Raw genomic sequence first — 23556 nt, 5'->3', positions numbered from 1 at the left:
CTCCTATAAATTTGCCAGTTGATTAAGGCGTTCGTCGTAAATGTTGCCCGCAACCTCAAGGTTGTGCGGTTCGTGTTTTTCAAAGTGCGGTTGTGCTTTTGCCCACAGCTCGTTTAAATCTTCGATGTTGTTAATCGCTTCGGCGCGCTGGCTGAAACTCTCAAGCAACTTCATTGATGGCGTAGGGTTTGCCACCGCTTTCGGTTCGTCCTCGCTTGGCATATCCTCGCCTGCGTAGATGTAATGGCCTAGCCCGCACATCGCAATCGCTTTGGCTAAGCAGCGCATATAAGTCTTATTGAGCTGAGTGGAATTAGGGTTGATGACAGGCGCGTTTTTGTGATCCATCACCGGTAGCCACATATAACGCTCAAAGGATTGCTCACCCTTGCGCAATACTAGCGTCACGCCCACAATCACGCTGCCGTTAGGCAAGATTTTGTCTTCATGTAGGCGGTATTCGCTTTCGGGGTAGTATTGCATCAGCACGCCCCATGCCCACGCCCATGAGAGGTATGTGAGGGCATATTGCCCCGCGCCTTTGGTTTCGGTTTTGTCGTTCACATTAATGGCGGAGAGCGTTTCCCACGCCTCTTGTTGCAGTGATTTTTCCATTATGAAATCCTCAAAGTTCGTGTTTCAACTAAGCGCGCGCCGTCGATGTATTCGCCGTCTTTCAGTGCTTGCTTGATCGCGGTTTTATCAGGCTCGATCTTGGTGCGTAAATATTTTACCGGCAGGGCTTGCTCGTTGGTAATCTCCACTGTGTTTAAACTCGGTTTGGAGAGCGTGATTTTGAATAACGGGCATTCAATCTTATCAATGCCCGTGGCGTCCATGTTCGTCTTGAGGTAGTTTTTCAGCCACGCAATCTGCTTGGTGCGTGCGACTTTCAAGGCCTGTAGGCGCTTGATTTCGGCGTCGAGCATTTCAATCTCGCCCTCTTGGTTTTTGATGTGGTGCACCAATTGCACGCCCTTTTGCTGAAAATCGTCGTCGATATTCTCAAGTGCGGTTAGCACGTCGGGGTTGGTGGCAAAATCGGGGCTGTCGAGCAGCTCCAGCAGGTTTTGGTATTGTTCCGTGATTTGGTAGAGTTTCATTGCTTGCTCCTCAAAACGGCAATCCGTCGTCATTGTCGCCCCACGCTTGTATGTCGTAGTGGCTGGCGATTTCGCCTTTGGCAAAGTCTTCGTAATGCACGCGGTCAACTAACACGTGCAGCTCGCCCACGTCCATCACCTCAAGCAAGCGCCTGACCAGTTCTTCGCAAAGTTCCTCTTTTAGTTGGCGGACGGCGGCCAATTGGTCGGTCACGCTTTGCACACGTTGATCAATGTTCATCGTCTATCTCCTCATCTTCGTCTTCGTTTTCTTGATCGTCGTCTTCATCGTCCCACCATTCGGGGTAGGAAAGTCGCCAGCTGTCGTAGCCGGGGAGGTGTTCTAATCCAGGCATCGTAATTCCTTTTCTAATTGGTGGATAAGTGGATTCGTCGCAGTGCGTCGCTGTAATGGGCGAAAGTCTTTCATTGGGGTTGGCGGATTAAGTTTCGCAATCACCTTTGGCCCGGTATCGGTTTGTGCGGCGACTTCTTTCTTGGTGATGCTCTTTATCCAGTTGTTCGGGTTATGTCGGTTATGCCCTGCGATAAGGCGATTTAACCAAGCGCGGACTTGGTCGTTGTTTGCCAACATTGTCGTGCGCTTGGCTTCTTTGCCCAACCGCTTAACCACGCCAAATCGATGGGCGCGCTGTTTGTGGATTTCAAAGCTAAAACCCGCCTCTTCGCGTGAGAAAATAATCATCGCTGCATTTCCGCCACTTTCTGTCTCAAATACACCTCAACCTCAGGTGTAAGGTCACTTTGTAGTTCACCCTCTTCCTCGTTCCATATTTCGCTTGCTTGTGCTAAATCGTCGGTGGTTGGTACATAGCTAACAGTGTGGTTGTAGTAGTCGGTGTCTTTGGCTTCTTGCGGTTGTGGCGCGCAGCTCACGGCAAGGGCAGCGGCAAGGCAGAAAAGCGCAATCCATTCAATTACCCAAAGTGGGGAGAAGAGTTGTCTTAACATAATTGTTTCCTTTTTAATCAAATTGCTAAATTCAGGGTGCAAGAAACCGCCACACGATTTTCGAGTGAAAAGTGCGGTCGGTTTGTTAGTTAAGCGTTAATGTATCTCAGTTGTGGTGTTTGTGGCTGCGTGGTGGCGCGCTCAAATTCATCTATCCAGTAGTTGAACTCGTGGTGTAAGTCAAACAGCCCTGCGGCTAAGTCGTTGCGCTGGTAGCGTTCGTAGCCCATAGCCTCGTGAATGGCGCGCAAGCCTTTTTCGGCTTTCTCGGAGTTTCTAATGGTCAACCGGTGGAATTTGACTAATGCCTGCGCCACTTTGCGCGGGATTTCGACTACGTCAGCTTTCGGCTCTGGCAAAAGTGCGGTCGGCTTGTCGATGAGTTCGCCCTCAAGCACCAACTTGTGCACATAGGCCACCGCTTTGGGTAAGTCGGCTTTGTCGATGTCTTCGATGGTGTCCACGTTCATGTATTGATGAACGAGGTTGTAAGCATCGGAGTAGATCAATCCTTTTTTGCTGACTAACATATTCACTGCATTGCGTAAGCCTGTGCGGTCGTCGGTGGTGGTTTTATTTTCTAACCGCGCTTGCCCTTGTGCTTGACGTTCGCAGTTGATGAAATATTTGCGCACCATACGCCCTTTTTCGTTACGCTCGACCATGGCTAGCTCTTTGCCCATATCGAGGGTGATGTGGTATTCCTTGCGTGGGCGTCCGTTGGTGCGCTCGGCAACGATGATGTAATCTTCGTTTTCGGTGAAGCCGTAGTCGGCAATGCGGTTTGTTATCCAATTTCTAAATTCTGATTGTACTTGCAAAAATTGGTGTAGATCGCGCGCATTACATAAAAGTGCGGTTTGGTTGTTGAGTTGTCCGTTGAAAACAGAAACAAGATTTGTATTTGTCATTTTGAGTTTCTCACGTTTAAGTTTAAAAACTCATCACCGACAGAGGTCAAACTGTAATTGGTGATGAACTAGACAGAATTGACCTTACCGTTAACGTGAGTACACGGCGACCCTTTCGGATCTCCTATCTAGCTCATCATTGGATTTTTTGACAAATTTGTCAAAAAAGGCTTTGTTTTGCCTTTCGGTAAAAATTTACCGAAAGTTTCTGAGCTGATTTTCGGCTATAAAAAAGCCGCTTTTGAGCGACCATTATTCTTCACCGCTCACGTTATTTCAGGAGGTCAATCCTGACTTTCGTTTGAAAGTGAGATTATCTTAATCCGAAGTAGGGCAGTTTGTCAATGAATAACTGCCACGAGGGCGATTATTCATTTGTTCAATTTGCTTGATTAAGCAATAGCAAGCCACCCTAAAGCAGGGCTATGTCTGATGTCATCTATCCAAGGAGTATCTGCGATAAGGTGGCTTGATATAGGCTAAAAAGCCCACCGAAGTGGGCAAGCAGTTGCATTAAATTCTGATTAATTCTCTAACTCCGCATTTAATCTTTTCATGACCTCGTGCGGTAATAAATGCTGGCTTGCTATAAGCGGTATAATTCGCCACGTCAACGCGTTTCACTTCACGGCTAGCCAATGTTACGGCTTTAGTGATTTTGTCACTTTGTGGGCGTGCTATGAGCGTTTTTTGGCGGCCTGCAATGCGTTTAGCTTGCTTAATCGACTTCGCATAAGCCTTGCGTTCGGCTTTGGTGTAGATACTCATTGTCTAACTCCTTTCTCTTTCCATTACTAACCGCACTGTCTAACATTTCCCTCAAGTCTCGGCGTATGATGGCGGCATTGACCCGCTTCGGCGTCACAATCGGTTCTCTGTAGTGCGGTTAGGAATGAAAATGCGCTTTACTGGCCGTTCCAGCGTGGTAGCTGTAGCGCTAACTTAAACCCACTTAATCAGTTGCATGGAAGGTATTAGTTAGAGTGCCTTTCTTTATCCTTGTAAGGCTCAAGTCCCTTATTGCCTCTCACAACGATAAGGATTTATAATGGGAATACCCCAACAGATGCTAGGGATTTCCACCATGAATTTTGATAAATCACTTACCATCTTGTTTGAGGAAACTGATATGAAAAAATTAACATTTTGGCTAAATTTGTTTATTTTAACGTGGATATTTTTACCGTTGTCTGTGAAAGGGTGGATAAACAAAATCGAATTACCGTTATTGCCTGACGGCTATCTATTGCTTTTCGTAACAATCACTATTTCAACTGGCATTTACTGCCTTATAGTTGCCATTTTTAGCACTAGGCTTACTAACAAACCCTAACTAATACCTTCCAAATTTTTAAAGAGCGTTGAGATGTGTATCTCGTTTTGATGGGTGTATTATCACAAAATGTGATTTAATAGTCAATACATAATGTGATAATTTTTTGTAGATTTGATTGCATAATGTGATATTTGTTTGGTTTTTAAAAGATTATTTTTTGGAATTTTATGCTTGATTGATTGTTTTTTAATCGATTGTGCTGTGCCCACGCGCCCAAACCGCACTTTTTCGCACAAAGTCGAACTAACGACAGTGCTTAGTTTGAGTTATAGGGGCTCAGAAAACTGGCTGAGCTAAAGGGGTAGATTAAGAAAGGGAAGAGGCTATCAATCATTGGGCTAATTTGGTCATTTAACTGCCAACTGCAAGGATTCTACTGTTTTATGCAAAAAATAATGATAATATGTGCAAAAAAGTTGACATCCAAGATTTGCTTACAATGAATGAGATAGAGATAAGAGAACGATTAATCAAGAAATTGTCCAAGATACATCCGAAGAATACGGAGTTCTTGGCGGAATTGCCTATTGCCAATTTTTCTCGCCGGATTGATCTTGTTATGGCTAATGGAAAACTCTCAGGATTTGAAATAAAAAGTGAACAAGATACCCTAAAACGGTTAGAGGGGCAGATTGAAGTTTATACGCAATATTTTGAAGATGTAGTGGTGGTATGTGCAACTAAACATCTACAAGGGGTAATGAATATTACACCTCAAAATGTGGGAATATGGGAGTTTACCGGCAAGAAATTTATTACACACAGATCCCCATTGACGAATGGGAGATTAGAAAGTGAAAAATTTTTGAGTTTTCTTAATGTAGTAGGATTAAAACAATTACTGAGAAAAATAATCTTAAAGTAACTGGTCTAAAATCAGAGCTTATTGATAGAGCTTTAAAATTGGAACGTATTACAATTCGTTCTTTTATATTAGATTATCTAAAACAACAATTCCCTTTAATGGAAAAACACAGACAAGATAGACAAATAAAAAAATTAATTGAAGATAAAATCTGTGATTTGAGTGTGAATTATACTACAGAATCACAGATTTTATCTGATGAAGAGATCAATCGTCGAGAAAGATTTAGACGAATTCGTCAAGCTCACCATGCAAAGATGTTAACGATATTTGGTGACGCATATGAGTATTTGCCCTAACCCCAACCCATTTTGAAGGAGACTTGCCAAAAACTTGACCTTCTGATGCTTCAATTATTCGGTCTTTTCCCCAACAGTCAGGAATATAGTTAATCATTCCGCTATTGACTATATGTGTAGCAACAGGTTGATATCCTTCTCCATGTTGTGTTGGCATCCTAAATATTCCCCAAGAGCTATCATCAGTTGCAAAGTCAATCCTGGCGGACCATCTACCTTCACTATCAGTAGAGCTTATTGGGATCGGATGGATCGAAGCGTAATCACCATATAAGACTTCATATTTTTCCGAAATCTTATAATATAACTCAAGTTCCTTTTGTTGTATGTATCCTGCCTTTATTTCATTAGTAGTAAATTGAGGCGTTTCAATCATTCCTATTGCGGGAGAAGATGGAAAACTTGCTGATAATGATACTATATTTAATTGTTCGACCTCTTTTTTCAGGGTTTGTAAAATTGTCTCAAATAGATTGTAACTATTGGTTAAATCAGATATATAACTACAATCAATAAATATTATTGCGTTCTGTGGTTCATCAAGAGCAACAATAGCATTAATCGCTAATTCGGCTTCTGTTATAGTACGGACTCTAAACGCAATTTTCCCTTTTTATTTTCTAACTCTAATGCTTGTCTAGTGATATATCGCTGATTTTCATTAAATAAAATAGCAGGAATGGCATTTTCATATCTGGCTGTAAATTTCTGCCAATTTACATAATTCTGATCGGAGTCAAAAATTTTCTTCTCTTCTACTGTGATATGATTTAGTATCTTTTCAGAAATAGGGGGGAATAAAATAAACCTACCATCATATTTTTCCAAAATTCTGTCTAAACTTGCCGTTAATTCTGAGCCTTTCCTATTATGCAAAACAAAAGAAGGAATAATTAATGATTTATCAGATTCAGATAAATTAAGAAACGCATCTTCCTCTGAATTTCGTGTATGTAATAGAGGATAGTAACTATAGTTTTGGAAGTTTACATCAGTCATAATTTCTCCTTAGTTGTGCCTAGTTTCTGTTTCAATCTGCCTGCCACCTATAACATCCACCTATGCTCAACCGCCACGCATCTACCGTTTACGCCTAAAGATACGGTGCTCCACCATCGTGCCAATGATAACGAGCGGCTCGGTGCGGGAGCTTTTGACGCTGTAATCATCGTTGAGCGGGATGAGCTGAAAGTGATTGTTGCCGTTGTCGTCGGTGCCGTCGGCTTTGTATTTTTTGAATGTCGCTTCTTCGCTGCCGTTTTTCGCCACCACAAATTCACCTGGCAATGGCGTGACGTTTGGGTCGATGATGATAACATCGCCTTCTTTAAATTCAGGCTCCATCGAGTCGCCCTTAATGCGCAGCGCAAAGCTATTTTCGGATAAATCTTGGTCGGTCAATATGCACTCGTAGCCGTCGGCGTCGCCTAGATCAAAAATCGACTCCATATTGCCCGCTTGCACATAGCTGATGATAGGCACTTTAGTCGAACCTAATGACGCAGGAATAAAGTTAGTGTCGCTAAAGGCGAGGTCGGACGGTGATACGTTAAACACTTGCGCTATGACCTTGATGTCGGTCAAGTCAGGAGTTCTGTGGCCGTTTTCATAGTTGGCAATTCTTGACTGACCCCATTTTGATCTGTCGCGCTTATCAAGCTTGCCACACATCTCCGCAAGGTCATTCTGTTTTAATCCTAAATTCTTACGGAATTCCTTAATTTTTCGCCTAATGATTTCATAACCTACCCCTTAATCAGATAGTTAATATTATCACGCTATGTTATCAACAACAAAGCACAGTATGCATTGCAATCAATCACAAAAAGTGATTTAATATAGGTTGTAAAAATCACAAAAAAGGATATTTCAATAATGAGTAACCTTGCACAGATTCGGAAGAAAGCAGGATTAACCCAATATCAAATCGCTGACGCGTTAGGCTGGAATCAGCCGCGCATTGCCAACTACGAGAAGGGCATTAGAACGCCGTCGGTTAATGATTGCCACAAGTTGGTGTCTTTTTTTGCAAATCATGGCGTTAAGACAAGCATTAACGAGCTTTTCCCACCTGTTGCTAACTAACTTATCAAGAGATACCTGCAATGGCACGCAATGAATTAAATAAAGCTGCAATGGAAATTGCAGACAAGATTTATCGTAAATTTGCCACGCGCACAGACGCTGATATAGCGCGTGAAATTGGGATAGATCCAAGCACACTATGTCGTTTCAAAACGGAACATTTAGGCAAATTCTGCGCTTGTTTGGCAGAGTTAGGCTTAACCGTGGTCGACGTGGAAACGGCTGACAAAGAACGCGAGGCGCTGCTGATTTTGGCGCAACGTGGGCTTGAAAGTATGCGGAAATAAATCAGTGAAGACAGCGGTCTGCTTGAAGTTGGAATTGGGGCAATAAAAAAAGCCGCTAATGAATGGAGCTAATATTAGCGGCTGCCAATTGAATTAAAAGGAAAAAACTCTAATGATCAGAGTGGCTACTATTATGCACGAACTTACAGATGGGCGCAATAAAAAAAAGCCTCTACGAGTTCAGGTAGAGGCGTTAACACTAAGTACAGGAAAATCAAATTTATCCCGACCCTCATCAAAGGATCGGCTTGATTTTATCAAAAGGTGTGGGATTGTCAACAAAAAAAAGCCACCAGGGAGGATTGGTGGCGGAGTATATGAGGTCATTTCATAAAACATTATGCATCAAAATCAATACGGGAGTAATTATGACAAAAGACGAACTAAATATCAATACCCTAAAAGAATTACCGATGTCGGTAAGGGAGAGGATCTTATTTTCAATAATTTTGAAGTGGGCCTCTTTGGGTATGACAGCCAAGCAATTTAGAGCAAGAGCAGCGATAGCGCGTAAGGAGTTAGGTCTATGAAAGCCACAGATTGGTTAAAAACGTCAGGCAATGTGATTGCTTATTACCCTAAATTGGCCAAACCGCTTGGTAGTGTTAACGCAGCTATTTTATTTGGACAACTGTTTTACTGGCAAGACAAGGCCACCTCTGAATTAGGTGTTTACAAAACACAAGAAGATATCGAAAACGAAACGGGATTGAGCCGGCGTGAACAGGAAAGTGCGCGTAAAAACTTGCGTGATCGCGGCATTCTCATCGAGACCCACAAGCGATTAGAGCACCGCTTATACTTCAAACTTGATCTCGATAAATTTAACGAAATGATGGAAGAATATGCCACCGTTAGCCAATGTAACAATGCGCCACCAGCTAATGGCGGAAATAGCCAGCCCCCAATGGCGGAAACCGACATTCGGGAAGCAACAAAACCGCCATTCGTTATACAAGAGATTACTACAGAGAATACTACAGAGATTACTACACAGGATAACCACCTTAATCCGCCTGCTGGGCAAAATATGGCTAAAGTTTTGCGAGATGAAATTGCAGATCTCGTCGAAGGAAAGTTTAATAGTGATAATGCGAAGGAATTGCACGATGATGTTGAGCAGCTCTTAAAATTCCATGGGTTTAGCGTTGAGAGAGAATATCTAGTTGATGATCGTGGTGACGGTTATCGTGGGCGAGTTGATTTAGTTGTTGAGCGCGATGGAGTGAAAGTTGGTGTTGAGCTCGACTTTAAAAACCCAAGAAAAAATCGCTGTTCAAATTAAATAATTTTTAGCAGGACTTGTTATTCTGCGCGATGCTGAAATTTACGGCAGAGCTGAAATTGGCAATACGTTGATTGTTCCAGCGTCAAGCGATGAGAAACCTCGCTTCACTGCTAAAAAGCAAAAATTCTCAGCAGAGCAAATCGAGCTGCCAGACTGGATAAACCGTGATGACTGGATTGCGTTTTGTGAGCATCGAAGAGAAATCAAAAAGCCGTTGAACGAACGCGCGGCTAAGCTAGGCATTAGCTCACTACAAAAACTCAAAGACGCTGGCGAAAATATTACCGCGGTGATTAACCAAACAATTTTCAACCGCTGGGCAGGTTTTTACGCACTCAAGCACGATGATGGCCTTGCCAAACAATCCGCTGCTGAAAAATTCCCAGAGCTGGATTGTTCGCAGGTGATTACCGACTTCAACGAAATCCTTTCGCAACGCTTTGAGCCGGTGGAGCTTAACGCGATCACGCGTGAAAAAATTCTTTCGCTCGCTGCGGTGATGAAAAACCAAACCAACAGCGCATTCCGCGGATATTTCGCCAAGTTCAACGAGGTGGCGAGTGATTTTTACAAATCGGGCAAGGTGGGGTTTAGTTTCGTGATGAAACCTGAAACCATGCAACGCGTGAAGGAGCGTGCGCTATGAGTCAAGAATTAATCATTCCGCACAACACCAGCGCCGAGCAAGCCGTTTTAGGCGCGTGTTTGATTAACGCGAATCAAGACCAAGTTCGCGCCGTGGTGAGCAACTTGCGCGCCGAGTGTTTTTACACCTACGCCCACAAGGTGATTTTTGAACAAATCCAGCACTTGCTCAACCGCAATCAAAACGTGGACTTGGTCACGCTGGATAACCGCCTCAACGCTGTGAATTTGAGCCAAGACACTGGCGGCTTTGCCTACCTTGCCGAGATGGCGAAAAACACGCCTAGCGCAGCAAATATTAACCGTTACGCGGAGATTATCAAAACCGCTCACCTCCAGCGTTGCGCGATTCAGTTATGCCAAAGTGCGGTCGGCGATTTGTTCACCTTGCCAAACGGTGTTGAGCCTGATGAGGTGCTTAATCGTATTGGCCAACAGCTTGACGCTTTGCGTGAATCGCATGAGCGCAACGAATCGCAAGGACTTCGACCATTGCGAGAGGTGGCGGACGTGTGGCTTACCGAGCAGGAGGAGCGCAAAACTAACCCTGACAGCGTGCGCGGTATTACTACGGGCATTGCTTCGCTTGACGCGCTGTTCTTCCCAAAATACTTGTTGCCTGGCACGTTGTTCGTTATCGGCGCGCGGCCGAAAGTGGGCAAAACCAGCCTTTACACGCAGCTGGCGCTCAATTGCGCGGTGAACGAGAAAATGCCTGTATTGATGTTCAGCCTTGAGATGCCGAGCAAACAAATCTTTGAGCGAATGCTGGCGCAACAAGGGCGGTTCAACACCAATATTTTCTACTTGCCCGCCGAGAAGGTGAGAGAGGGCGCGCTAGATACCGCGTGGGGCAAAGTCTCAAACGCTATGCAGGCGCTGTTTGAAGAAGATTTGTTATTCCTCGATGACACGCCCGCGATTGATTTGACCTACATCAAAAGCCAATGCCGCAAAATGCACAAAAAGTGCGGTCAAGTCGGCCTGATTGCGATTGACTACCTCACTTTGATGAACGGTGAGAAAGCCGAACGAAATGACCTAGCTTATGCTGCTGTTACCAAAGGCCTGAAGGCATTAGCTAAAGAGCTCAACTGCGTAGTGGTATTGTTGACCCAATTAAACCGCGGGCTTGAGAGCCGAGCAGATAAACGCCCAATCCCAAGCGACAGCCGTGACACAGGGCAAGTAGAGCAAGAATGTGATTACTGGCTAGGCATGTATCGTGAATCCGTTTACAAGCCGAATGCTGACCCTACACTGACCGAGTTGATACTGCGATCAAACCGTCACGGCAGTACGGGCACAGCGTACGTTGACATGAAAAACGGTGTGATTTACGACATTGAAAACCAACAGGCGGCACAAGCGCGGGCAGAAAACATCAATCACGCTAAGGCCAGTAACAGCGAGGACGAATTTCTATGAGTAATGGCTTCGACAAAAACACCTACCGCACGCCGCGGTATTTGGTCAACTGGATTGCGCGCCGCTTTGGTGGTGTGTGGGTTGACGGTTGCGCTAATGAGCACAATGCGGTGTTTGATGTGTTTATCGGCGAGGGTAGTGCATGGCCTGATTTTTTGGACTTTGACGAGATGGAAATTGAATTAGCTCATGGTGCTTTGGATATTGCATTTTTCGTCAACCCACCGTATTCAAACCCTAAGCCATTCGTTGAGCGCGCGGCAGCATTGCGCAAGCAAGACTTTTTGGTGGTGATGTTGTTACCGGCGGATAAATCCACCCATTGGTATCAAGTCATTCAAGACAACGCCACGGAGGTAATCAATATTATCGGTGGCCGCATTAATTTTCTTCACCCAATCACTGGCGAAGAAGTCAAAGGCAACAACAAGGGGTCAATGGTTGTTGTTTTCGATCCAATGGTTAATGGATTGGTGACACGGCAAGCGCGGTTAGATTTTATCAAAAAGTGCGGTGCGGAATGAAACAACGCTTTTTTCTTCGTAACCAGCGCATTAAAGACAACGCGAAAGAAGTGTTAGAGAAAGCACCAACGGACAATGAAAATCCGTTGGTACTGGAAATAAAGCCGCTCACACGCACGCTAGAGCAGAATGCGAAATTGCACGCGATGTTGACAGATATTTCAAAGCAATGTGAATTTCAAGGCAAAAAGCACAATGTGGAAACGTGGAAGACGATAATGGTGTCAGCGCATGCTATCGCCACAGGCAAGCCCGCCGAAATGGCCATAGGGCTTGAGGGTGAAGTGATTAATCTACGCGAAAGCACGGCGCAAATGAGTGTGAAACGGCTGGCAAGTTTAATCGAATACGTGCAAGCGTGGGGCGTTGGAAACGGCGTGCATTTCAATGATAGATTTGGATTTTATGGGTATTGAGAATGACGACGCAGAAAAAAACAAAACCACTAAACCGTAAATGCGTAATCTGCGGCACTAAGTTTCAAACCTACGACATAAAAGTGCGGTGGTGTTGCCCTGAATGCGGCGCAAAATTCGCCCTCAAAATGCGCCAGCGCCAGCGTGAGAAACTGGCGAGGGATAAGGCGAAGCAGGAAAAAGAACACCTACAAGCGCGCAAAATGCGCCTTAAAACGCGCGCAGATTGGCTGAGAGATGCGCAAAAGGTTTTCAATGAATATATCCGCTTGCGTGATGCGGATGCGCCTTGCATTAGTTGCGGGCGTTTTCACACAGGGCAGTGGCACGCGGGGCATTATCGGTCAGTGGGGGCTGCGCCAGAGTTGCGTTTTAATGAGGAAAACGTCCACAAGCAGTGTCAGCCCTGTAATAACCACAAGAGTGGCAATATCGTTGAGTACAGGATAAACCTTATTAGAAAAATCGGTGTTGAGCGTGTGGAATTTTTGGAGCGCAAAGATCACCCGCCATTGAAGCTAGAAGTGGACGAGATTAAAGACTTGATTAAGGTTTACAAGGCTAAGGTTAAAGCGTTGAAGTGTGAGAGGGGGTTGTAGTGGATATTGATGTGCAGTTAAGACGATGGGGCAAAGGTGCAGTGCTACGTCCAGAAATGGATTATCTCGGCAAGGCGATTGGTATGTGTGGACTGCCTAAACCTAGCGGCATACCAATGATGAGCGATGACGAGCGCGAATTGTTCGATAATGCTATTGCGGTGCTCATTCGTGAAAACTATGAGTGGTACGAGATGATTATTGGGTATTATGCGCTAGATTATGATTTAAAATCATTACTTGAGTATTTTGAGCTTGGTAAATCTCGTTTTTATGAAGAGTTAGCAAAGGCAAAAAATTTCATCTATGGCGCAGTGATGGCTCAAAGGAGATGGGACGTTAAGATAGTGAAAGGCAAAGCATATTTTTACGCATAGATTAAAAAATATACTTGCGTCCGGACGAAAATTGTCGTATTATGTAATCATCAAAATTAAAGTATATACAGAAAGCTGATAGAAATATCGGCTTTTTTTGTATCTATTGGTCCGCCCATTTGGCGTATCAATGACGAAAGATTAAACAAAGCCTCGATCTAACGGTCGGGGCTTTTATTTGGTGATTACTATGGAAATCACATTAGGCGATACAATAAAGGTTAATGGCGAAGAAGTACCAGAATATATGCTGAAGGCACTTCATGAACATTTGAAAGTTAAATATGAAGATATTGGTGCCGTTTCTTGTTCTCACAGCACTTTAAATGGAGTTTCAATTAAACCTGAATATTCTACTGAAGCAAGTAATTTAGACGCAGATAAACTTAGATCATTGGTCTGGCCTAGCTATATTATTAAGTGATTTTTTGTGAATAAAAATTAGTAACAGGGTCGTATTTCATCTTGGGGTACATCAAACATACGACTTGTTTCACCAGAGTTTCGTCAGTGATGTTCATAAATGCGTGGGCTAGCTCCTCTAGGCAGGCTACAACCTGAAATTCTTTTGAAAACTTCTGGACGCGATTCATATAGTAAAAAATGCTTCCATTGTAATGAATATGGAAAGCGTCAGCCCTAAGCGAAAAATTCAGCGTAAAGTGCTCTGATTTTAATGCGAGCGCTTCATCAAAAATAAAGTGAATAAACACTCTTTTGTTTATGTCTGCAAACTTGCAGATGATGTTTGCGGCTTCGATGAAGGGTTCAAAGATAGAGTAAACGGATTGATCTGCCTTAAATGGTATAATATCAAAGAAATTACGATATTTTGGATTGATGCAATTCAATATATCTTGCTCTGTGATAAGAGCAGAAATAGTAGACATTTTAAACCTCTGCTAGTTTGTTAGTGTTGCAACTTCATTCTAGCAGAAACTAATCACTAGCCTAGCAGAAATGCTGGGCTTTTTTATTGCCTCGTGATAAGGGGGCGGAGTATGAAAATAATGAAAGATGCACCAGTTGAATCACTTGTTTATGGTTGGATCACAGCTTTCTTTGGTGCGTGGACCATCAGCGAGTGGGCGATCTTGATCGGTATTATCGTCACAATATGTGGCTACTGGCGAGAGAGCCGTTACAAAAAGAGAATGTTGGAGCTAGAAGAAATTAGGGCAGGCATTCGCGATAAACATGGGAAGCTCATAGAATGAAATCATGGAAAAAAGCGGGCTCTATTTGCGTGGTCGGTTCAATCATAGCCTTGGTGTTGGCAGATTTCAGTGGCGAAACACGCACGCGCGAGCCTGGATTGGAATTGATCGGTAAAGCAGAGGGCTGTCGACGTGACCCATATCATTGCCCATCTAATGTTCTCACTGTTGGCATTGGTTCAACTGCATCATCGGGTGAGCCCATAGACCCTAACAAGCGATACTCTGACAAAGAGATTGCCAAGAGATGGGTAGAGGACATCAAGCGGGCAGAGGAATGTGTAAATCTCCACGCTAACGGAAGACTATTACCACAAGGCGCATTTGAGGCGGCCACTTCTATCACGTTCAACGTAGGCTGTGGCGCAATGCAGAAAAGCACGCTATTTAGATATGCCCGACAAGGCAATATCAAGGCAATGTGCAATGAGTTCCCGCGATGGAAATATGCAGGCGGTAAAGTTTTACCGGGGCTAGTTAAGCGACGTTCAGCGGAGAAGGCGTTATGTTTAAGCTCGATTTAAAACTCACAGCGATTCTATCAGTTATTGCGATTATGGCGCTTGGCTCACTTTATGTGTCAAGCATCAAAACAAAGTTATCTCACTATCAATCGTTAAGTATTCAACAAGCCGAGCAGTTAAAAACATTGCAGCAATCTTTGGAGCGTAAAGATGAGCAACTTAAACAAGAGCGAGAAGCCACAGAAAAGCAAACCGCGATTGAAAGTAAAAGCACTGAGAAAGCACAGGCTGATAATGAGGTTATTCGTCAATCGTTACTATCGCAGGATTGTGCTCATCGTCGCCTGCCTGATGATGTTATTAAACGGCTGCGCACAACAACCAATTGAGCGCGTAGAGTATTTATTTCCACCACAGATATATCTTATTCCTTGTACACAAACAGACTTCACGGGCACAACCTACGGAGAGGCTATAACCTATCTTCGCAAGGTTCAGTATGAGCGAGAAGTGTGCGCAAGCAGATTAAGTGGTGTGATTGACTGGTATAACGAAAAGAATCGAGAGTCTAGCTTACCTTAGGGCTAGGCTTTTGACAGGCGGCTTTATTAGGTCGCCTTTTTTATTTGGCATTTGGAAGTTTCCAGAATTTTCCAGAGATTTCCAGATTGGTTCGATTTTGTTACTCTAGCTCAAAAATGTTCAATAAAACTAAAAGGTACTCCTGACGGGTGGGGTAAACCACGGGGTCGGAAGTCGCGGTTTTTGGCAGTTTTTTGAGCTTCTAGGCATCATCATCAATTAGCACTTTTTCAATTTTTCACGCAACTGGTTGGTTTAATTATGGAAAACCTACATGAGTTAAAACTCAATATTAATCAGATTGCGGATTTAGTCGGAATGCACCGTCAGACGGTATCTCAACGCGTGGCGGGACTGACTCCCGCAATCGGTAGTAATCAAAAGAAAAGCTCTATTCCCTCGCGGATTTAATCAAGATGGGATTAGCACAAAAGATGACCGCTGATGTTGACAGCCTTTCCCCCTCTGACAAGCGCGCATTCTGGCAAGCAGAAAATGAGCGGTTGAAATACGAGCGCGAAACGGGTGAATTAATCCCTGCTTATGAAGTAGCGCAAGAGATGAGCGTATTGGCGAAAGCGATTGTTCAATCCTTGGAAACGTTGCCAGATATTTTAGAGCGTGACGCAGGTTTGCAGCCAAGCGCGCTTGTTCGTGTGCAGCAAATTATTGATGACCTGCGCGATCAAATGGCTCTCTCAATTCAAGAAACAAAGAGTGAGGAAGAATAATGTTTGCATCTGCTCAAGATATTCGGCGTGATGTTGGCAATCTTATAAAAGCACCTCGCCGAATGAAAGTGTCAGAGGCTGTAGCGGAATATATGCGCGTACCAGTTGGTGGGGGTAACTCAGTTAAATGGGATAAAAATACGGCTGCTTACATCCTTGAGCCAATGGATTGCCTTGCCTCGCGTGAATATGATGCGGTGATATTTGTCGGCCCAGCGCGGACAGGTAAAACAATTGGATTGATTGATGGTTGGATCACTTATTCAATCATCTGTGACCCCTCGGACTTTCTACTGGTACAACTGACACAAGAAAAGGCCAGTGAGCATAGTCGCAAACGGCTTGACCGCACTTTTCGTTGTTCGCCTGAAATTGCCAAGCGATTAAGCCCGCGTAAGAATGATAACAACGTCCACGACAAATACTTCCGCGCAGGAAACTTGCTCAAAATCGGTTGGCCATCAATTAATGTGTTGTCATCATCGGATTACAAGTATGTTGCGCTGACCGATTACGACCGTTGGCCAGAAGATGTGGACGGCGAAGGTGATGGATTTTCCTTAGCCTCGAAGCGGACGACAACATTTATGTCGGCTGGCATGACCTTAGTAGAGAGTTCACCGGGGAAAGACATTGTCGACATCAAGCACCATCCAAAAACAACGCATGAAGCACCGCCAACGACAGGCATTTTAAGCCTTTATAACCGTGGTGACCGCCGTCGCTTTTATTGGAAGTGCCCTCACTGCGGAGAATGGTTTGAACCGTCTATGGCTAATATGGTGGGGTTTCGCGCCGATAACGACTTCGTTAAGGCTAGTGAAAATGCACGATTACAGTGTCCTCATTGCCAAGCATTGATTGAGCCGCATCAAAAGCGTGAATTGAATATCACAGGCCGTTGGCTAAAAGAAGGGCAATACCTTGATAAAGACGACAACCTTCATGGTGAAGCTCGGCAATCTCGCATTGCGTCATTTTGGCTTGAAGGACCAGCTGCGGCGTATCAGACATGGGCGCAGTTAACCTATAAATTACTCTCTGCCGAACACGAATACGAGATGACAGGCAGCGAAGAAACGCTCAAAGCGGTGATTAATACCGACTGGGGATTACCGTATTTACCGCGCGCTGCACTTGATCAACGAGGTAGTGATGAGCTGATGGCACGGCGTGAGGAGGTTGATAAGCGCACGGTGCCAGCAGGTTGCCGCTTTTTAGTGGCTGCGGTGGACGTACAAGGCGGCAAAAATCGTCGCTTTGTGGTGCAAATCGTGGGCTATGGCGAGAATGGGGAGCGATGGGTAATCGACCGATACAACATCAAATATTCATTACGTAGCACTCAAGACGGGGAATGTTTACCCATCGATCCTTCTTCCTACTCCGAAGACTGGGACTTGCTTATCTCAGATGTCCTAGAGAAACGTTATCGACTCGCAGACTATGAGCATCGTTACATGCCCATTCTGGCAATGGCAGTGGATAGCGGCGGCGAGGACGGAGTAACCGACAACGCCTATAAGTTTTGGCGTCAGTGTCGGCGAGATGGCTACGGCAAGCGGGTGTATTTGGTTAAAGGTGATAGTACAAAGCGGCAAAAGCTGATCACAAAAACCTACCCAAATAACACTCATCGTAGCGACCGTCACGCCGCTGCACGGGGCGATGTGCCGTTGTATTTATTGCAAACAGATCAACTCAAAGATCGCATTCACAACGCGCTTAATCGACCAACGGAGGGGGCTAACTATATCCACTTCCCTAAATGGCTCGGCGAATGGTTTTTTGAGGAATTGACCTATGAAGAGCGTGGCGCAGATGGTAAATGGCGTAAGCCTGGTAAGGGAAACAATGAGGCCTTTGACTTGTTTTGTTATTGCCATGCGGTGGCCATTTTAAGAGGGTACGAACGCATTCGTTGGGATGATGAAAAGATGGTGCCATCGTGGGCAAAATTAGCCGATATTAACCCTGACATTGTCCGTGAGGGAAGCCAAAGTGAAACACAACCCCCAATTGTGCCAGAACGTGTTACAGCGCAGAAACAATCACAACCTAAGCCGGTCAATGACTGGCTTGGAGCAAGTAAAAAGGGATGGTTATGAGTGAATTAGATCGCGCAAAAGAAATGCTAGAGCATTATCGCAACGCTGAAATTGCCGTACTCAAGGGCAAAACAGTGTCATTCAATGGCCGCACGGTGAGTTATGAATCGCTGTCAGAAATCCGCAAAGGTATGAATTTTTGGCAAGGGCGCATCAATGAGTTGCAAAATGCCCTGTTGCGCACCCGTGGCATGCCGCAATACAAATTGGCGAGGTTTGAATGAATTTCGTAGAAAGAACAATTAAGGCTATTTCGCCAGGGTGGGCGGCCAGCCGCAGCAAGAGTAGATATATGTTTAATGCCTACGAAGCGGCGATGCCATCACGAATCCATAAAGCGACACGTGAATCTATGGGAGCGAATACATCTGTTCAACAAAGCAGTCAGTCATTGCGAGAACAGGCTCGCGCTTTAGACCAAAATCATGATCTTGTGATTGGCATTCTCGACAAAATGGAAGAGCGAATTATTGGCTCGAAAGGTATATATGTTGAGCCGCAACCGCTAGACAGACAAGGCAGTGTGCATGAAAAATTGGCGAAAGAGATTCGCGCCAAATGGGCAGAATGGGCCGTATCGCCAGACGTAACAGGACGATTCACCAAACCGCAATTAGAGCGCATGTTACTTCGCACATGGTTGCGTGATGGAGAAGTTTTTGTGCAGTTGGTGAAGGGGAAAGTTGTGGGGCTTGATTACGCCACCTCAATTCCGTTTGCGGTGGAAGCATTAGAGCCTGACTTTATTCCGATGACGAACGAGGGCGATACACTGGTTCAGGGGATTTATCTCAATGCCTGGCGTCGTCCGACGGGTTATCAGGTCTATTTGCACAACCCACAAGAATCAAATGCATTGCAAAGCAAAGTTAAACGTGTTGATGCGGAGAATATGTTGCATTTGGCGTTCACTAAGCGGTTACACCAACTACGTGGCGTGAGTATGTTACACGGTGTCATTGTTCGCTTATCTGATTTAAAAGATTATGAGGAATCAGAGCGAGTGGCTGCACGTATTGCAGCAGCCATGACAATGTACATCAAGAAAGGCGATCCGCAATTCTATGATGATGCACTTATTGAGAAAGAAAAGCGTGAATTTTCTATCGCACCTGGCACGGTCATTGATGACTTAAAACCCGGTGAAGATATTGGGCTGGTGAACTCTAATCGTCCAAACACAGGGCTTGAGAGCTTTCGCAATGGTCAATTGCGCACCATTGCAGCGGGTACACGCTCGAGTTATTCCAGTATTGCCAGGGATTACAACGGCACATATTCATCTCAACGCCAAGAATTGGTCGAGAGTTTTGAGGGATATGCGGTGCTTCAGGATTGCTTTGTGGCTCGCATTACACGCCCGATGTATCGTGAGTGGCTGCGCATAGCGATTGTTAGCGGCGAAATTAAGGTGCCTCGCGAGCTTGATCAAGACACCCTATTTAATGCGGTTTACTCAGGCCCAGTGATGCCGTGGATTGACCCCGTCAAAGAGGCAGAGGCATGGCGCAAGCGTATTATTGGCGGACTATCAACGGAGAGTGAAGCCATTCGTGCCAGTGGCAACAATCCAGCCGAAATTAAACGCCGGCGTGCAGCAGAAGTGGAAGAAAACCGCAAGCTCGGGCTGAAGTTCGATACTGATTTAACTAATACGCAAGGAGTTTCAAGTGAGCAAAAACTCGAACAGTCAGAAAAAGACAATGAATAAAACATGGTATCGCATTAATGCAAAGGCAAATGCCAGTGCAGAGATTACGCTTTACGATGAGATTGGTGATTGGGGAGTAACAGCCAAGGAATTCAGAGACGATTTAAAGGCACTGGGGGAGGTGCAGAACATTGATTTGCATATTCACTCACCTGGCGGCGATGTATTTGATGGGATGGCGATATACAACCTGTTAAAAAATCATTCAGCGAAAAAGACCGTCTACATTGACGGTCTTGCTGCATCTATGGCCAGTGTTATTGCGATGGCGGGTGATACGGTCATCATGCCAGAAAACACAATGATGATGATCCACAAACCGTGGGGCATTCAAGGTGGCGATGCCAACGACTTACGTAAATATGCCGATTTGTTGGACACCGTGGAAAATACACTTACTACAGCTTATGTCAGCAAAACTGGCAAAAGCGCCGAAGAATTAGCAGAGATGCTAAGTGCAGAAACATGGCTCACAGCACGCGAATGTGTTGAGCATGGATTTGCAGATCAATTAGCCGAACCAATGTCGGTGATGGCTTCACTTAAATCTAAGAAACTAGAGGAATATAAAAATATGCCTAAAGATATGAAAGATAAGGTAACGGAGCAACCGACAGCGGTTACTGTTGAAACTCCGGCCGAAAAACCACAAGCAAAAGCGGAAACTGTAAAAGCTCCAGAAGCTAAAAAAACAGGCGACGTACTTGCAGCGCAAAAACAACGTGTCGAGAGCATCAAAGCAGTGTTTGCGCCATTCAACGGTAAATATGATTCACTTCAAATCGAATGTCTAGGGGACATTTCAATGACAGCAGAGCAAGCAAAAGACAAACTCCTTGCCGAATTAGGCAAAGGTACAACTCCAAGTGTTTCAACAGCGGTGTATGTGTCAAACGGTAACATCGTTGGTGACAGTGTGAAAGCCTCTTTGTTGGCTCGTGCAGGCTTTGAAACCGCAGAGCAGGGCAATGCCTACAACAACATGACATTGCGTGAATTAGCGCGTGCGTCATTGGCTGACCGGGGTGTTGGTATCTCTACGCTTAACCCAATGCAAATGGTCGGCTTGGCGTTTACTCATTCCACAAGTGATTTTGGCCAAATCTTGATTGATGTTGCGCACAAATCTGTATTGAAGGGTTGGGCAGAAAGTACAGAGAATTTTGAGCAATGGACTCACAAAGGCTCGCTCACCGACTTCCGACCTGCCTATCGTGTGGGCTTAGGTGGCTTTGATACCTTGCCACAGGTGCGTGAAGGAGCCGAATACACCTATGTGACCCTTGGTGATACCGGTACGCACGTATCGCTGGCGACCTACGGTGGTCTATTCAGCCTAACCCGTCAATTAATTATCAATGACGACATGCATATGCTCACCCAAGTGCCTTATAAGTTAGGCCAAGCTGCACGCGCAACCATTGCTGATTTGGTATTTGCACAATTAACTGGCGACCCAACTATGGCATACGACGGCAAGAAGTTGTATGCGTCAGATCACAAAAATACCGTAACAAACGGACACATTGATATTACCACCATCGACAAAGCAATCCAGTTGATGAATGCGCAAAAATCCTTTGATGGTAAACAATTGGCCATCGAGCCTGATTTAATGTTGGCTCCGACATCGCTTTACACCAAAGCAAAACAAGTTATCGGGTCAAGCTCTGTAGAGGGTGCTGATATTAACTCTGGCATCATCAACCCATTGCGTGATGTAGTACCGGTTGTGAAATCTCAACGCTTACAAGCAGCGAACGAGAAGATTTGGTACTTGATCAACAAAGAGGCTATTGAGGTGAGCTATTTGAATGGCGTGGAAACCCCGTTCATTGACCAACAAACAGGCTTCACTGTGGATGGTGTAACCACCAAAGTGCGCATTGATGCAGGCGTGAATGTACTCGATCACCGAGGCATTGTACGAGTTACTAATCAGTAACAACAGCCACAAACGAGAAAACCCCAGCTACCGTTAATAGTTGGGGTTTTCTTATTTAAACCTTGATATAGAAGGATTAAATAATTGTGATCAAGTATAACCCAAAACATCAAGTAAAGGTAGAGGGAAAAATGAACGAGATTGACGCAGGTATTGTAGGCAAACGTTACGCCTTATCCGCAATCATTGCGGCTGTCGGAATCCTTTTAATTGGATTGTCTTTCTTTCTAAAAGTGTTTATTTAGGGTGGTTAATTCTCAAAAACGAGAAACCCCAGTTATTTGCAGTGACTGGGGTTTTTCATTTCCAACTTTTCCATACAAAGAGGAAACGAATTAAGTGAATTTTAACATAGCAAAGGAGATTCGCAAAATGTTATCGATGATGGATAAATCAAAAAACATCAACCGCTTTATGTGGGGGATTTTGCTTATCGCTTTTATCTTTTCAGCAGCGGCGTTTATTAATGCTATCCGCTGGTGGTAATTCAAAATAAGGAGCTAATTATGGCTAAAAATTATATTCAAGATGGTCAAACAATTGATTTCACCGCCACCAAAGCGGTAAAAAGTGGTGATGTCGTTGTGCTAAATGATTTGATCGCAATTGCAGTAACCGACGTAGACAACAAGGCTATTGGTACAGGTATTGTACATGGTGTTTGGAATGTTAAAGCCAAACAGTCTGATGATATCAAACAAGGTGATGTGCTTTATTGGTCTGACACTGATGGTGCAACTAAAACACAAGCCAGCAATAAACGACTTGGTATTGCTTGGGCTGCTTCGGGGACATCATCTACAACGGTTGATGTAAAAATCAATGCCTAGCCCATTTGATGAAGCGTTAGCACATGCGGACGTTGTTATATCGGACACTATGATGTCGCCTTGGCAGATTGGTGGCGAGGAATACCCTGCGGTGTTTGATGAATCCCCTCACTTGTTCGAGGGGATCGTACAATACCACGAAGAATACCGCGTAAACGGTACAAAGCGCACGCTGACACTGTTCAAAGCGAGTGGTTATCGCCCACAGGTGGGGCACTTAGCCACACAGGGTGATAAGCAATTTGTCGTTAAAGTGGTGGAATATCAAGACCAACTCATTATTCTGCATTTGGAGTAGTTATGAGCATTGAACAAGACTTGCGTCAAATTCAACGAAATATGAAAACCATGACCACAAAGGTCAATAAAGCCGCCGCCAAGTCAATCAACACCTTGGCGAAAAAAGCCAAGCAAGAGGCGACAAAAACGGTGGCGAAAGACCTCGGTGTGAACGTGAAAACATTGCGTGGGCGGACACGTCAACGCAAAGGCGAGCGTGCTACCGCAAGCCGTTTAACAGCGCAAATGCGGGTTAATCTCAAACCTATGCCGCTGATCCGCGTACTGGAAAGCAAGCGTAACCGCGTTTGGGTGGGGCAAGGTGGCATCATGGTAGGCAAGTTTGCTGTTAAACGCGGGTTTGTTCAAACATTAAAGAATGGCCGCACGCATATTATGCAACGTGCAGGGCGTGCGCGCTATTCCATTGATGTGGTCAAAATTCCACTGCGCGACAAGCTGAAAAATGCTTATCGTAAGGCGTTAGCAACCTACCCTGAAGATGTAAAACGTGAGTTAGAAAGCCGACTATCATCGGTATTTAAAGTATGAGG

The 23556-nt window shown here is 44.7% G+C and carries 35 protein-coding genes and 1 pseudogene; 24 read left to right on the top strand and 12 right to left on the bottom strand.

Annotated features, from left to right (window positions below; all coding sequences use genetic code 11):
• Positions 1–3 precede the first annotated feature (3 nt).
• From HPC37_RS04595 to HPC37_RS04560, 8 genes are all read right to left on the bottom strand, one after another.
• The gene (locus HPC37_RS04595; RefSeq protein WP_208122020.1) at positions 4–615 is read right to left on the bottom strand and encodes a Sak single strand annealing protein; all 612 of its coding nucleotides are present in this window, start codon (positions 613–615) and stop codon (positions 4–6) included.
• Entirely contained in the window at positions 615–1103 is a 489-nt protein-coding gene (locus HPC37_RS04590; protein WP_208122019.1) for a siphovirus Gp157 family protein, read from the bottom strand. Before HPC37_RS04590 ends, HPC37_RS04595 begins: the two co-directional genes overlap by 1 nt.
• A 10-nt stretch (positions 1104–1113) precedes the next feature.
• Entirely contained in the window at positions 1114–1344 is a 231-nt protein-coding gene (locus HPC37_RS04585; RefSeq protein ID WP_208122018.1) for a hypothetical protein, read from the bottom strand.
• Complete coding sequence (locus HPC37_RS11085; protein ID WP_282435394.1) at positions 1334–1459, bottom strand: hypothetical protein; 126 nt, start codon at positions 1457–1459, stop codon at positions 1334–1336. The genes HPC37_RS04585 and HPC37_RS11085 overlap by 11 nt, the downstream gene beginning before the upstream one ends.
• Positions 1447–1809 (bottom strand): hypothetical protein, encoded by a 363-nt coding sequence (locus HPC37_RS04580; protein ID WP_208122017.1) that lies wholly within the window; start codon positions 1807–1809, stop codon positions 1447–1449. Before HPC37_RS04580 ends, HPC37_RS11085 begins: the two co-directional genes overlap by 13 nt.
• Positions 1806–2075: a hypothetical protein gene (locus tag HPC37_RS04575; RefSeq protein ID WP_208122016.1), complete on the bottom strand. Its 270-nt coding sequence runs from the start codon at positions 2073–2075 to the stop codon at positions 1806–1808. Before HPC37_RS04575 ends, HPC37_RS04580 begins: the two co-directional genes overlap by 4 nt.
• Positions 2076–2164: 89 nt before the next feature.
• A complete protein-coding gene (locus HPC37_RS10910) occupies positions 2165–2986 on the bottom strand; it encodes an antA/AntB antirepressor family protein (protein WP_235961410.1) in 822 nt (273 codons plus the stop codon).
• 513 nt (positions 2987–3499) lie between these two features.
• Positions 3500–3754 (bottom strand): hypothetical protein, encoded by a 255-nt coding sequence (locus HPC37_RS04560; RefSeq protein ID WP_208122015.1) that lies wholly within the window; start codon positions 3752–3754, stop codon positions 3500–3502.
• A gap of 971 nt (positions 3755–4725) precedes the next feature.
• Between HPC37_RS04560 and HPC37_RS04555 the strand changes: the two genes are divergently transcribed.
• Positions 4726–5187: a sce7726 family protein gene (locus HPC37_RS04555; RefSeq protein ID WP_208122014.1), complete on the top strand. Its 462-nt coding sequence runs from the start codon at positions 4726–4728 to the stop codon at positions 5185–5187.
• Positions 5188–5412: 225 nt separating this feature from the next.
• On the opposite strand, the gene HPC37_RS11360 is transcribed toward HPC37_RS04555, so the two are convergent.
• The 3 genes from HPC37_RS11360 to HPC37_RS04540 all read right to left on the bottom strand — a co-directional run bounded on the left by HPC37_RS11360 (position 5413) and on the right by HPC37_RS04540 (position 7157).
• Entirely contained in the window at positions 5413–6039 is a 627-nt protein-coding gene (locus HPC37_RS11360; protein WP_345790005.1) for a beta family protein, read from the bottom strand.
• A gap of 26 nt (positions 6040–6065) precedes the next feature.
• Positions 6066–6485, bottom strand: coding sequence for a beta family protein (locus HPC37_RS11355; RefSeq protein ID WP_208122013.1), 420 nt, complete (start codon positions 6483–6485; stop codon positions 6066–6068).
• 81 nt (positions 6486–6566) lie between these two features.
• The gene (locus tag HPC37_RS04540; RefSeq protein WP_235961408.1) at positions 6567–7157 is read right to left on the bottom strand and encodes a LexA family transcriptional regulator; all 591 of its coding nucleotides are present in this window, start codon (positions 7155–7157) and stop codon (positions 6567–6569) included.
• 204 nt (positions 7158–7361) lie between these two features.
• On the opposite strand from HPC37_RS04540, the gene HPC37_RS04535 reads away from it, so the two are divergent.
• The 11 genes from HPC37_RS04535 (at position 7362) to HPC37_RS04485 (ending at position 13559) form a co-directional block, all read left to right on the top strand.
• Positions 7362–7571: a helix-turn-helix transcriptional regulator gene (locus HPC37_RS04535; RefSeq protein WP_208122012.1), complete on the top strand. Its 210-nt coding sequence runs from the start codon at positions 7362–7364 to the stop codon at positions 7569–7571.
• 20 nt (positions 7572–7591) lie between these two features.
• Complete coding sequence (locus HPC37_RS04530) at positions 7592–7858, top strand: CII family transcriptional regulator (protein ID WP_208122011.1); 267 nt, start codon at positions 7592–7594, stop codon at positions 7856–7858.
• Between the two features lie 368 nt (positions 7859–8226).
• Positions 8227–8388, top strand: a complete 162-nt coding sequence (locus HPC37_RS04525) for a hypothetical protein (RefSeq protein WP_208122010.1) — start codon at positions 8227–8229, stop codon at positions 8386–8388.
• Positions 8385–9143, top strand: coding sequence for a hypothetical protein (locus HPC37_RS04520; protein ID WP_208122009.1), 759 nt, complete (start codon positions 8385–8387; stop codon positions 9141–9143). The genes HPC37_RS04525 and HPC37_RS04520 overlap by 4 nt, the downstream gene beginning before the upstream one ends.
• Positions 9144–9213: 70 nt before the next feature.
• Positions 9214–9792, top strand: coding sequence for a hypothetical protein (locus tag HPC37_RS04515; RefSeq protein WP_208122008.1), 579 nt, complete (start codon positions 9214–9216; stop codon positions 9790–9792).
• Positions 9789–11219 (top strand): replicative DNA helicase, encoded by a 1431-nt coding sequence (locus HPC37_RS04510; protein WP_208122007.1) that lies wholly within the window; start codon positions 9789–9791, stop codon positions 11217–11219. Before HPC37_RS04515 ends, HPC37_RS04510 begins: the two co-directional genes overlap by 4 nt.
• Positions 11216–11743, top strand: a complete 528-nt coding sequence (locus HPC37_RS04505) for a DNA N-6-adenine-methyltransferase (RefSeq protein ID WP_208122006.1) — start codon at positions 11216–11218, stop codon at positions 11741–11743. The genes HPC37_RS04510 and HPC37_RS04505 overlap by 4 nt, the downstream gene beginning before the upstream one ends.
• On the top strand, positions 11740–12159 hold the full coding sequence (locus tag HPC37_RS04500) for a recombination protein NinB (RefSeq protein ID WP_208122005.1): 420 nt from the start codon (positions 11740–11742) through the stop codon (positions 12157–12159). The genes HPC37_RS04505 and HPC37_RS04500 overlap by 4 nt, the downstream gene beginning before the upstream one ends.
• A gap of 2 nt (positions 12160–12161) precedes the next feature.
• Positions 12162–12758, top strand: coding sequence for a recombination protein NinG (locus tag HPC37_RS04495; RefSeq protein ID WP_208122004.1), 597 nt, complete (start codon positions 12162–12164; stop codon positions 12756–12758).
• The gene (locus HPC37_RS04490) at positions 12758–13135 is read left to right on the top strand and encodes a hypothetical protein (RefSeq protein ID WP_208122003.1); all 378 of its coding nucleotides are present in this window, start codon (positions 12758–12760) and stop codon (positions 13133–13135) included. Before HPC37_RS04495 ends, HPC37_RS04490 begins: the two co-directional genes overlap by 1 nt.
• Before the next feature lie 190 nt (positions 13136–13325).
• The gene (locus HPC37_RS04485; RefSeq protein ID WP_208122002.1) at positions 13326–13559 is read left to right on the top strand and encodes a hypothetical protein; all 234 of its coding nucleotides are present in this window, start codon (positions 13326–13328) and stop codon (positions 13557–13559) included.
• On the opposite strand, the gene HPC37_RS04480 is transcribed toward HPC37_RS04485, so the two are convergent.
• Positions 13552–14025, bottom strand: coding sequence for a hypothetical protein (locus HPC37_RS04480; protein ID WP_208122001.1), 474 nt, complete (start codon positions 14023–14025; stop codon positions 13552–13554). The two genes, HPC37_RS04485 and HPC37_RS04480, sit on opposite strands and share 8 nt — an antisense overlap.
• A gap of 111 nt (positions 14026–14136) precedes the next feature.
• Between HPC37_RS04480 and HPC37_RS04475 the strand changes: the two genes are divergently transcribed.
• The 12 genes and pseudogenes from HPC37_RS04475 to HPC37_RS04425 all read left to right on the top strand — a co-directional run bounded on the left by HPC37_RS04475 (position 14137) and on the right by HPC37_RS04425 (position 23554).
• Positions 14137–14352, top strand: coding sequence for an HP1 family phage holin (locus HPC37_RS04475; protein WP_208122000.1), 216 nt, complete (start codon positions 14137–14139; stop codon positions 14350–14352).
• Positions 14349–14876 carry a lysozyme gene (locus tag HPC37_RS04470; RefSeq protein WP_208121999.1) on the top strand — a complete coding sequence of 176 codons (528 nt, stop codon included), beginning with the start codon at positions 14349–14351 and terminating at the stop codon, positions 14874–14876. Before HPC37_RS04475 ends, HPC37_RS04470 begins: the two co-directional genes overlap by 4 nt.
• Entirely contained in the window at positions 14858–15205 is a 348-nt protein-coding gene (locus tag HPC37_RS04465; protein ID WP_208121998.1) for a DUF2570 family protein, read from the top strand. Before HPC37_RS04470 ends, HPC37_RS04465 begins: the two co-directional genes overlap by 19 nt.
• The gene (gene lysC, locus HPC37_RS11240; protein WP_427915956.1) at positions 15111–15398 is read left to right on the top strand and encodes an Rz1-like lysis system protein LysC; all 288 of its coding nucleotides are present in this window, start codon (positions 15111–15113) and stop codon (positions 15396–15398) included. Before HPC37_RS04465 ends, lysC begins: the two co-directional genes overlap by 95 nt.
• Positions 15399–15659: 261 nt before the next feature.
• Positions 15660–16129 (top strand): annotated as a pseudogene (locus tag HPC37_RS04460) (DUF1441 family protein).
• Positions 16129–18237, top strand: coding sequence for a phage terminase large subunit family protein (locus HPC37_RS04455; protein ID WP_208121997.1), 2109 nt, complete (start codon positions 16129–16131; stop codon positions 18235–18237). Before HPC37_RS04460 ends, HPC37_RS04455 begins: the two are co-directional and overlap by 1 nt.
• Positions 18234–18461 carry a hypothetical protein gene (locus tag HPC37_RS04450; RefSeq protein ID WP_208121996.1) on the top strand — a complete coding sequence of 76 codons (228 nt, stop codon included), beginning with the start codon at positions 18234–18236 and terminating at the stop codon, positions 18459–18461. The genes HPC37_RS04455 and HPC37_RS04450 overlap by 4 nt, the downstream gene beginning before the upstream one ends.
• On the top strand, positions 18458–19948 hold the full coding sequence (locus tag HPC37_RS04445; protein WP_208121995.1) for a phage portal protein: 1491 nt from the start codon (positions 18458–18460) through the stop codon (positions 19946–19948). Before HPC37_RS04450 ends, HPC37_RS04445 begins: the two co-directional genes overlap by 4 nt.
• Complete coding sequence (locus HPC37_RS04440) at positions 19941–21893, top strand: ClpP-like prohead protease/major capsid protein fusion protein (RefSeq protein WP_208122033.1); 1953 nt, start codon at positions 19941–19943, stop codon at positions 21891–21893. Before HPC37_RS04445 ends, HPC37_RS04440 begins: the two co-directional genes overlap by 8 nt.
• A 506-nt stretch (positions 21894–22399) precedes the next feature.
• Complete coding sequence (locus HPC37_RS04435; protein WP_208121994.1) at positions 22400–22723, top strand: DUF2190 family protein; 324 nt, start codon at positions 22400–22402, stop codon at positions 22721–22723.
• Positions 22724–22772: 49 nt separating this feature from the next.
• On the top strand, positions 22773–23021 hold the full coding sequence (locus HPC37_RS04430; protein ID WP_235961401.1) for a phage tail protein: 249 nt from the start codon (positions 22773–22775) through the stop codon (positions 23019–23021).
• 2 nt (positions 23022–23023) lie between these two features.
• Entirely contained in the window at positions 23024–23554 is a 531-nt protein-coding gene (locus HPC37_RS04425) for a phage tail protein (RefSeq protein WP_208121992.1), read from the top strand.
• The last annotated feature ends 2 nt before the right edge of the window (positions 23555–23556 follow it).

This window comes from Spirabiliibacterium mucosae (assembly GCF_014884965.1).
Taxonomy (GTDB): domain Bacteria; phylum Pseudomonadota; class Gammaproteobacteria; order Enterobacterales; family Pasteurellaceae; genus Spirabiliibacterium; species Spirabiliibacterium mucosae.
This window is presented reverse-complemented; position numbering and strand designations above follow the sequence as displayed.